Origin of the sequence: Actinomadura montaniterrae (genome assembly GCF_008923365.1) — a bacterium.
Classification (GTDB): domain Bacteria; phylum Actinomycetota; class Actinomycetes; order Streptosporangiales; family Streptosporangiaceae; genus Spirillospora; species Spirillospora montaniterrae.
Genome location: NZ_WBMR01000304.1, coordinates 1 through 8,995, shown reverse-complemented (window position 1 = coordinate 8,995; position 8,995 = coordinate 1). Strand labels below are relative to the sequence as shown.

Below are 8,995 nucleotides of genomic sequence, written 5' to 3'. Positions count from 1 at the left end.
GATCGGCGTCGCCCGCGCCGCGGCCCGCGCGGGCGCGCCGGTGGTCGCGGTGGCCGGGCGCCGCGGGCTGACCGGCGAGCGCCTGCGCAAGGCGCGGATCCAGGCGGTGTACGCGCTGGACGACATCGAGCCGGACGCCGAGCGCCGCGTCCGCCGGGCGGGGCCGCTGCTGGAGCAGCTGACGGTCGCGATCGCCGACGAGTGGCTGCCCGCGCCGCCGCGCCACTGACTCCGGCCGGGCGCGTCCGGCCCGAAAGACATTCGACAGTTCCGGGACGGACGGCTGGACCCGCGTCTAAGATCTTGGGTGGCGGCGGTATCCGGCAAAACTCCACAGCGGCACGAGGCGGGCGCACATGGCGGACGAGCAGTACGATTGGGCATCACTCGGCATCGACGTGACCAAGCCGAGCATCGCGCGCACCTACGACGTCGTCCTGCGCGGCAAGGACAACTTCGAGGTCGACCGCGCGTTCGTGGACGAGATCGTCAAGATCGTCCCCGAGATCTACGACGTGGCCGCCTACAACCGGCAGATCCTCGGCCGCGGCGTGCGGTACCTCGCCGGCGAGGCGGGCCTGCGGCAGTTCCTCGACCTCGGCTCCGGGCTGCCGACCGTGCAGAACACCCACCAGGTCGCCCAGTCCGTCGCGGCGGAGTCCCGCGTCGTCTACGTCGACAACGACCCGATCGTGCTCGCGCACGGGCGGGCGCTGCTCGCCGAGAACGAGCGCACCACCGTCGTCACCGCGGACGTCCGCGAGCCGGAGGAGATCCTCGCCCACGAGGAGGTGCGGCGGCTCATCGACTTCGAGCAGCCCGTCGCGGTGCTGCTCGTCGGCATCCTGCACCACCTGCACGACGACGAGAAGCCGCAGCGGGTCGTCGACACGCTGATGGACGCGGTGCCGTCCGGCAGCCACCTGTTCATCACGAGCTTCTGCGCGTCCAGCCAGGAGGCGGTCGACGCCGAGGTGCAGTACCAGGGGCTGCTCGGCACCGGCCGGTTCCGCACGCCCGAGGAGATCGAGCGCTGGTTCGCCGGCCTCGAACTGCTGGAGCCGGGCGTGGTCCCGCTGCCGCTGTGGCGCCCCGACGGCCCCGTGCCGAACGAGCTGACGGTCGGGCACCGGCTCATGTACGGGGGCGTCGCCCGCAAGCCCTGACCCGGGGCTCCGGCGCCGACCTGGGGCGCTTTACACCTTGTCATCGAAAAGGGCGATGACTTTTCACCCTGCACATGGCACGGAGGGCTCCGCGCACCGCACGCTGTAGGCGTACATCCCGGCGTACGTCCTGGTCAGCGTTGACGGAGGAGCCCCCGTGAAGATCGGCGTCCCGCAAGAGATCAAGAACCACGAGTACCGCGTGGCCATCACCCCGGCGGGCGTGCACGAGCTCACCCGGCACGGCCACGAGGTGTTCGTCGAGAGCGGCGCCGGCCTCGGCTCCCACATCCCCGACGACGACTACACCGCCGCGGGCGCCAAGATCCTCGACGGCCCGGACGAGGTGTGGGCCGAGGGCGACCTGATCCTCAAGGTCAAGGAGCCGGTCGCCGCCGAGTACCACCGGATGCGCGCCGGCCAGACCCTCTTCACCTACCTGCACCTCGCCGCGTCCCGCGAGTGCACCGACGCGCTGCTGTCCGCCGGCGTCACCGCGATCGCCTACGAGACCGTCCAGCTGCCGGACCGGTCGCTGCCGCTGCTCGCCCCGATGTCGGAGGTCGCCGGGCGGCTCGCCCCGCAGGTCGGCGCGTACAACCTGATGGCCTCCAACGGCGGCCGCGGCGTGCTGCCGGGCGGCGTGCCCGGCGTCGCCCCCGCGAAGGTCGTGGTGATCGGCGGCGGCGTCTCCGGGCTGAACGCCGCGCAGATCGCCGTCGGGATGGGCGCCGACGTCACCGTCCTGGACCTCAACGTCGACCGGCTCCGCCACATCGACGCGATCTACCAGGGCCGGATGCGGACGCTGGTGTCCAATGCCTACCTGGTCGAGCAGGAGGCGCGCGCCGCCGACCTGGTGATCGGCGCGGTGCTGATCCCGGGCGCCAAGGCGCCCAAGCTGATCTCCAACGACCTCGTCGCCGCCATGAAGACCGGCTCGGTGCTGGTCGACATCGCCATCGACCAGGGCGGCTGCTTCGAGGACTCCCGCCCCACCACGCACGACGCCCCCACCTACACGGTGCACGGCTCCACGTTCTACTGCGTCGCCAACATGCCCGGCTCGGTCCCCAACACCTCGACGTACGCGCTGACCGGCGTCACCCTCCCCTACGCCGTGCAGATCGCCGACAAGGGCTGGCGCCGCGCGCTGCACGAGAACGCCGCCCTCGCCAAGGGCCTCAACACCCACGCCGGCGAGCTCGTCTACGACCACGTCGCCGAGGCCCACAACCTCCCTTACACCCCTCTCGCCTCCATCCTCGACTAGCGGGGGCCTCCCCGTAGCCCAGTAGGGTGGGGCGCATGGGGGAGCTGATCTTGCTGAGGCACGGTGAGACCGAGTGGAGCCGGGTCCGGCGGCACACCGGGCGCACCGACCTGCCGCTGACGGCGCGCGGTGAGGAGCAGGCGCGGGCGCTTCCCCCGCTGCTGGCGCCGCGGCACATCGTCCACGTGGTGGCCAGCCCGGCGGAGCGGGCCCGCCGCACCGCCGAGCTGGCGGGCCTGGCGGTGGACGAGACCGACCCCGACCTGTGGGAGTGGGACTACGGCGGCTACGAGGGGATCACGACGGCCGACATCCGCAAGGACCGGCCCGGCTGGTACCTCTGGAGCGACGGCGTGGTCCCGGGCGACGCCGAGCATCCCGGCGAGACCGTCGAGCAGGTCGGGAAGCGGACCGACGCGGTGCTCGCGCGGGTGCGGCCGCTGCTGGCGGACGGCGACGTGGCGCTCGTGGCGCACGGGCACGTGCTGCGGGTGCTGACCGCCCGCTGGCTCGGGCTGGAGCCCGCGCTCGGGCGGGCCTTCGCGCTCGCCACCGGGACGCTGTCGCTGCTCGGGACCGAACACGGCCACCCGGTGATCACCTCGTGGAACGTCCCGGCCGATCCGACCGCATAAAATACCCCTCGGGGGATCTCCCCCGGCGGGGCGTCCCAGGGACCCGCGCGGCCCCGGAGTGATTGCGAGGACGGAGATGGCGACCAGCGAGACCCCCACCCGCGGGTACACCGCCACCAAGGACCAGCTGCAGACCCGGCTCGCCCGGATCGAGGGGCAGGTCCGCGGCATCGACCGCATGGTGGCCGACGACCGCTACTGCATCGACATCCTCACCCAGATCAGCGCCGTCCAGGCGGCCCTGGACAAGGTCGCGCTCGGGCTGCTGGACGGGCACGTCCGGCACTGCGTGGCGGAGGGGACGCAGGAGGGCAAGGGCGAGGAGATGTCGACCGAGCTGATGGCGGCGGTCGGGCGGCTCATGCGCCGCGGCTGACCCCGCCGCACAGCGGGTCGTCGTTCCCGGCCCGCTCCATCATCTCCACCAGCGTCCGCCAGCCGTGCAGGAAGTGCTCGCGCTCGGCGGGGCCGAGCGCCTCCAGCGTCATCCGCAGCGGCCGCAGGCGCCGCCAGGCGAACCGCTCGACGAGCGCGCGGCGCTCCTCGTGCAGGCTGACGATCATGCGGCGGCGGTCCCGCTCGTCGGGGCGCCGGTCGACGAAGCCGCCGCGCTGCAGCTCGCCGACGAGCTGGCTGACGGTGGCGGGGCTGAGCGCCATGTGCCGGGCGAGGACGCCGACCGGGACCGGGCCGTTGAGCACCAGGCCGATCAGCACGGGGACGTGGCGGGGGCCGAGGCCGGCGGCCTTGACCAGCCCGATCAGCTCCTCGGCCTCCTCGTGCGCCCTGCGGCCCTTCATGCCGCGGAACATCCGGCCCATGATCTGGACCATCGTCTCCAGATCGGTGTCCACGGCGGTGTCCGCGGCGCGGTCCGTGCCGGCGCGGGCCGGCGCGCCGTCCGGCGCGCCGTCCGGCGCGCCACCGGCCGTGACGGCCGCGCCTGATTTCCCGGACATACCTTGAAGTTCAACACATTCCGTGCTGCAGTGTAAATACGTTGAACTTCAAGGCGTTTCAAGCATTTCACAACGGGGACACGGGGCAACCGGAACACACACGAGGGGGCCGACCATGGCCGAGAGCCCGCCAACCGACCTGGCGCCGCCGGGCGCGTCCGCCGCGACCGAGCGCCTGGATCCGCAGGTCATCCTGCTCGGCCTGGTGATCGTCTCCGGGACCGTCATGGCGATCCTGGACACCACCATCGTCAACGTGGCCCTGCAGACGCTCGGCAAGGACTTCCACGCGAGCCTGTCCACGATCCAGTGGACGATCACCGGCTACACCCTCGCGCTCGGCACGGTGATCCCGATCACCGGCTGGGCGGTCGACCGGTTCGGCGGCCGCCGGGTGTGGATGCTGTCGATCGTGCTGTTCGTCGCCGGGTCGGTGCTGTCCGGCGCGTCCTGGAACATCCAGTCGCTCATCATCTTCCGCGTCCTGCAGGGCCTCGGCGGCGGCATGCTGATGCCGACCGGCATGGCCATCCTCACCATGGCCGCCGGGCCGCGGCGGATGGGCCGCATCATGAGCATCGTCGGCGTGCCGATGCTGCTCGGCCCCGTGCTCGGCCCCGTGATCGGCGGCTGGCTGGTCGAGGACGTCGACTGGCGCTGGATCTTCTTCGTGAACCTCCCGGTCGGCGCGCTCGCCTTCGCCCTCGCCTGGTGGAAGGTGCCGCACGAGCAGGAAGGGCAGGGCGGGGGCGGCTCCACCGCGCTCGACCTGCGCGGGCTGTTCCTGCTGCCGCCGGGGTTCGCGCTGCTGATCTACGGGCTGTCCACCGCCAACAGCAACGGCGGCTTCGGGAGCACCTCCACGATCGCGTGGCTGGTCGCCGGCGCCGTCCTCGTGGCGCTGTTCGTGCTGCACAGCCTGCAGCGGCGGGAGCGGTCGCTGATCGACGTGCGGCTGTTCACCGACCGGACGTTCGCGACCGCGTCCGTCGCGGTGTTCCTCGTCGGCATCGCGCTGATGGGCTCGATGCTGCTGATCCCGCTGTACTACCAGACCGCCCGCGGCGAGGGCGCGCTCGCGGCCGGGCTGCTGCTGGCCCCGCAGGGCCTCGGCGCCGCCACCGCGATGCCGTTCTCCGGCATCGTCACCGACAAGCTCGGCGCCGGCCGGATCGTCCCGGTCGGCATCGTGCTGCTGGTGGTCGGGACCATCCCGTTCGCGCTGGTCGGCGCGCACACCTCGTACTGGTACCTCGGCGCCGCGCTGTACGTCCGGGGCCTCGGCCTCGGCTGCACCATGATGCCGACGATGTCGGCCGCGCTGACCACGCTGGCCCGCTCGGCGGCGTCGCGGGCGAGCAGCACGCTGAACATCCTCGTCCAGCTCGGCGGCTCGGTCGGGGTGGCGCTGCTCGCCGTGATCCTGTCCCGCCAGATCAGCTCGCGGCTGCCGCAGGCGGGCGGCAACGGCGGCGCCGCCGGGGTCGGCGAGATCCCCGACCGGATCCGCGAGCAGGTCGCGCCGAAGCTCGCGGACGCGTTCGGCACCACGTTCTGGGTGTCGATGGTCCTCACCGCGGTGCTGATCGTCCCGGCGCTGCTGCTGCCCAAGCACGGCAAGGACGACAGAGCGGACGCCACGGCAGGCGATGCTCCCCCGCCGATGGCCTGACCGGCACCTCGCGCTTCCCAGCGCGAAGCAAGGTCAGGACGCCATCGACCAGGTGGCCAGGTCCGCCTCGTGCGCGCGCGTGAGGCGCCTGGCCCGCTGGGCGTCCGGCGAGTACCGGAACCGCTCCGGGACGGCGTGGGTCGTCCGGTACAGGCCCTTGAGCGCCAGCGTCGCGGCCAGGTCGGACGTCGGCAGGCCCGGCAGCCCGTACATCCGGCGGGCCCAGCGCGGCAGCGTCGACACGACCAGCATCGCGACGCCCGGCGCCGCCAGCTTCAGCGGCATCAGGTGCTGCGGGACGGCCGGGCTGAACATCCGCTTCAGGCCCTCGCGGGCCTCCCGGCACGCGAAGATCCGCCGCCGCATGTCCGCGTAGTAGTCCTTCATCTCGGCGACCGAGCCGGGCACGCCCGCCGGGTCGAGGCCCACGACCGCGGCGGCGCGGCGCTGCTCGTCGACGAACGCGTCCGCGTCGGCGGCGCTCAGCGGCACGCCCGCGCGGCGCGCCACGTCGAGGTAGGAGTCGACCTCGCCCATGTGGACCCAGAGCAGGTTCTCGGGGTCGTCCACCGGGAACGTCTCGCCGGTGCGCAGGTCGAGGCCGGTGAGCTTGGAGTGCAGCTTGCGGACGCGGCGGCCCACCCGCTCGACCTCGTCGTGCGTCCCGTAGGTGCGCACGCGGACGAACTCGACGGTCCGGCCGAGCCGCGCCCACGCGGCGTCGGGGTTCATCAGCTCGGAGTTCTGCGCCGTGCCCCACATCGTCCGGGGATGGAGGGCCTGCAGCAGCAGCGCCCGGATCCCGCCGACGATCAGCACCGGCTCGCCCATCACCCGCCAGGTCACCGAGCCCGGGCCGAACAGGCCAGTGTCCTCGCGCCGGTCCTCGCCGTCCCCGGCGCCGCCCTCCCGGACCTCGAACTGCTCGCGCACGTCGCCCCGCCTTCCTCTCCGCGGCCGAGGAAACCACGCCGGCCCCGGTAAATGAAGACTTACCCGGCTATGGCGTGCGTCACACGGCCGCGGCACGGTCCAAGACGCGGAGCGAGACGCGGGCCACGGTGCGGTCGGGGCGGCGCTCAGTCCTCCGGCTCGTCCACCGCCTCGTCGCGCTCGCCCGGCTCGGTCTGCTCGGCGACCCAGGCGAGGTAGTCCAGGCTGCCCGCCACCACCGGCGTCGCGATGATCTCCGGGGTGTCGTAGGAGTGCAGGTCGGTGATCAGGGTGGCGAGCTCGTCGAAGCGGTCGGCGGTGGTCTTGAACACCACCATCCACTCCTCGGCGTTCTCGATCTCGCCCTCCCACCAGTAGGTGCTCGCGATCGGGCCGACGAGCTGGGCGCACGCGGCGAGCCGCTCGGCGACCGCCGACCGGGCCAGCCCGGCCGCCTCGGACCGGGCGTCGGTGGTGGTCGTCACCTGCACGTAAGACTGCGCCATGCCCCCACTACTTCCCGCTCGCCCGGCCCGCACTCGTCACGTGCCGGCGCACTCGTCACGGGCCCGCGCACTCGTCACGGGCCGGCGGGGCGCACGACGAGGGCGCTGCCGCCGCCGCGCCGGACCGGCTCGGCGACCGCCTGGACGAGCCCGGGCCGCAGGAACTCCAGCCCGGTCGCCGCGCCGATCACGCCCGCCGGCGGGCCGGGGAACACCTCCAGCCGGTGCCCGCGCGCCGCGAGCGCCTTGCCGTACCTGTCGATGAACGCCTGCTCGGCGAAGACCTGCGGGGTGTTGCGCTGGGTGGCGCGCGGCGCGGCCAGCGCGGTGGGCAGGTCCATGCCGAGGTCGAGCCGGTTCACCAGGATCTGCAGCACGGTCGTGATGATGGTCGACCCGCCGGGGGTGCCGAGCGCCAGCTTCGGCAGGCCGTCCTTGAGCACGATCGTCGGCGCGATGCTGCTGCGCGGCCGCTTGTGCGGGCCGGGCAGGTTCGGGTCGGGCAGGCCGCCCGGCGCGGACGGCGTGAACGAGAAGTCCGTCAGCTCGTTGTTGAGCAGGAACCCGCGTCCGGGGACGGTGAGGGCGCTGCCGCCGAACTGCTCGATCGTGACGGTGTAGGAGGCGACGTTCCCCCACTTGTCCGCGACGACCAGGTGCGTCGTCTGCGGTCCCTCGGCGGCCAGCACCCGGGTCTGGGTGCCGGGCGGGACGCACGGCTGGTACTGCCCGTCCGGGCTGCCGGGCGGGACGGGCGCGGTGGCGGCCTGGTCCGGCTTGATGAGGCAGGCGCGCTCGCGGGCGAACCCCTGGGACAGCAGCTCGTCCAGCGGCACCTTCACCTTGGCGGGGTCGCCGACGTAGGCGCCGCGGTCGGCGTAGGCGAGCTTCGACGCCTCCAGGTAGTAGTGCAGCGCGGTGACGGGGTCGCGCGGGTCGAGGCGGAAGTTGCCGAGGATGTTGAGGGCCTCGCCGACCGTCGAGCCGCCGGACGACGACGGCGGCTCGCCGTACACGTCGTATCCGCGGTAGGAGACGTGCGTCGGCTGCTTGGACAGCGCCTTGTAGGCCGCCAGGTCGCTGGTCTTCAGGACGCCGGGGCGGACGACGCGGGTGGCCTTCGGGTCGACCGGCGGCTTGGTCACGGTCTGGACGATCTCCTTGCCCAGTTCCCCGTCGTAGAGCCAGCCGATGCCATGCTTCGCGAGCTGCTTGTAGGTGTTCGCGAGGTCGGGGTTCCGGAACACCGATCCCACCGCGGGGAGCTTCCCGCCGGGCAGGAACAGCTCGCGCGTCGGGACGATGTCGCGGAAGCGGGCCTCGTTCGTCGCGGTCTGGTCGTAGAACTCCTGGTCGACCACGAACCCGTGCTCGGCGGTCCTGATCGCCGGTTGCAGCAGCGCGCCCAGCTTGCGGGTGCCGAACCGGTGCAGCGCCAGGTCCCACTGGGCGAGCGTGCCGGGCACGCCGACACTGAGCCCGCTGGTGACGGCGTCGGCGAAGGAGAGCGGCTTGCCGGTCGCCGGGTCGATGAAGTAGTCCTCCTTCATCGACGCCGGGCCGAACTCGCGGCCGTCCAGCGCGTACACCTTGCGGTCCTTGGCGCTGTAGTACGTCATGTAACCGCCGCCGCCGATGGCCGACACGTACGGCTCGGTGACGCCGAGGGTCGCGCCCGCCGCGACGGCGGCGTCCATCGCGTTGCCGCCCCGCTTGAGGATCTCCAGGGCGGCGCGGCTCGCGTCCGGGTCGACGGTGGAGACGGCGCCGCCGTAGCCGGTGGCGACGGGCTGCTTGGCCGGCGGGCGCTGCCCGGGCGGCGCGGCCGGCGCGGGCGGGGCCGCCGACGCG

Annotated in this window: 10 protein-coding genes; 6 read left to right on the top strand and 4 right to left on the bottom strand. The window is 73.0% G+C overall.

The annotated features are described in order from the left end of the window. The 5 genes from F9B16_RS46310 to F9B16_RS46290 all read left to right on the top strand — a co-directional run. The coding region (locus tag F9B16_RS46310) for a glycerate kinase (protein WP_192809334.1) at window positions 1–229 on the top strand (229 nt) is incomplete at its 5' end. Window positions 230–356: 127 nt separating this feature from the next. After that, window positions 357–1,166, top strand: a complete 810-nt coding sequence (locus tag F9B16_RS46305) for an SAM-dependent methyltransferase (RefSeq protein ID WP_151546640.1) — start codon at window positions 357–359, stop codon at window positions 1,164–1,166. 157 nt (window positions 1,167–1,323) lie between these two features. Continuing rightward, window positions 1,324–2,439: an alanine dehydrogenase gene (ald, locus tag F9B16_RS46300; protein ID WP_151546639.1), complete on the top strand. Its 1,116-nt coding sequence runs from the start codon at window positions 1,324–1,326 to the stop codon at window positions 2,437–2,439. 35 nt (window positions 2,440–2,474) lie between these two features. Then, window positions 2,475–3,074 (top strand): histidine phosphatase family protein, encoded by a 600-nt coding sequence (locus F9B16_RS46295; RefSeq protein ID WP_151546638.1) that lies wholly within the window; start codon window positions 2,475–2,477, stop codon window positions 3,072–3,074. A 76-nt stretch (window positions 3,075–3,150) separates the two neighbouring features. Next, a complete protein-coding gene (locus tag F9B16_RS46290; protein ID WP_151546637.1) occupies window positions 3,151–3,450 on the top strand; it encodes a metal-sensitive transcriptional regulator in 300 nt (99 codons plus the stop codon). On the opposite strand, the gene F9B16_RS46285 is transcribed toward F9B16_RS46290, so the two are convergent. Further along, window positions 3,434–4,033 (bottom strand): MarR family winged helix-turn-helix transcriptional regulator, encoded by a 600-nt coding sequence (locus F9B16_RS46285; RefSeq protein WP_225992547.1) that lies wholly within the window; start codon window positions 4,031–4,033, stop codon window positions 3,434–3,436. The genes F9B16_RS46290 and F9B16_RS46285 overlap by 17 nt on opposite strands. Window positions 4,034–4,148: 115 nt before the next feature. Between F9B16_RS46285 and F9B16_RS46280 the strand changes: the two genes are divergently transcribed. Beyond that, window positions 4,149–5,705 (top strand): DHA2 family efflux MFS transporter permease subunit, encoded by a 1,557-nt coding sequence (locus tag F9B16_RS46280; RefSeq protein WP_151546636.1) that lies wholly within the window; start codon window positions 4,149–4,151, stop codon window positions 5,703–5,705. Between the two features lie 33 nt (window positions 5,706–5,738). Here F9B16_RS46280 and F9B16_RS46275 read toward each other — a convergent pair whose 3' ends face one another. The 3 genes from F9B16_RS46275 to ggt form a co-directional block, all read right to left on the bottom strand. Beyond that, the gene (locus F9B16_RS46275; protein ID WP_225992546.1) at window positions 5,739–6,638 is read right to left on the bottom strand and encodes an oxygenase MpaB family protein; all 900 of its coding nucleotides are present in this window, start codon (window positions 6,636–6,638) and stop codon (window positions 5,739–5,741) included. Between the two features lie 146 nt (window positions 6,639–6,784). Continuing rightward, complete coding sequence (gene cutA, locus F9B16_RS46270; protein WP_151546635.1) at window positions 6,785–7,144, bottom strand: divalent-cation tolerance protein CutA; 360 nt, start codon at window positions 7,142–7,144, stop codon at window positions 6,785–6,787. A 74-nt stretch (window positions 7,145–7,218) separates the two neighbouring features. Further along, window positions 7,219–8,995, bottom strand: a 1,777-nt coding sequence (ggt, locus tag F9B16_RS46265; protein ID WP_225992545.1) for a gamma-glutamyltransferase, incomplete at its 5' end; no start/stop codon positions are given.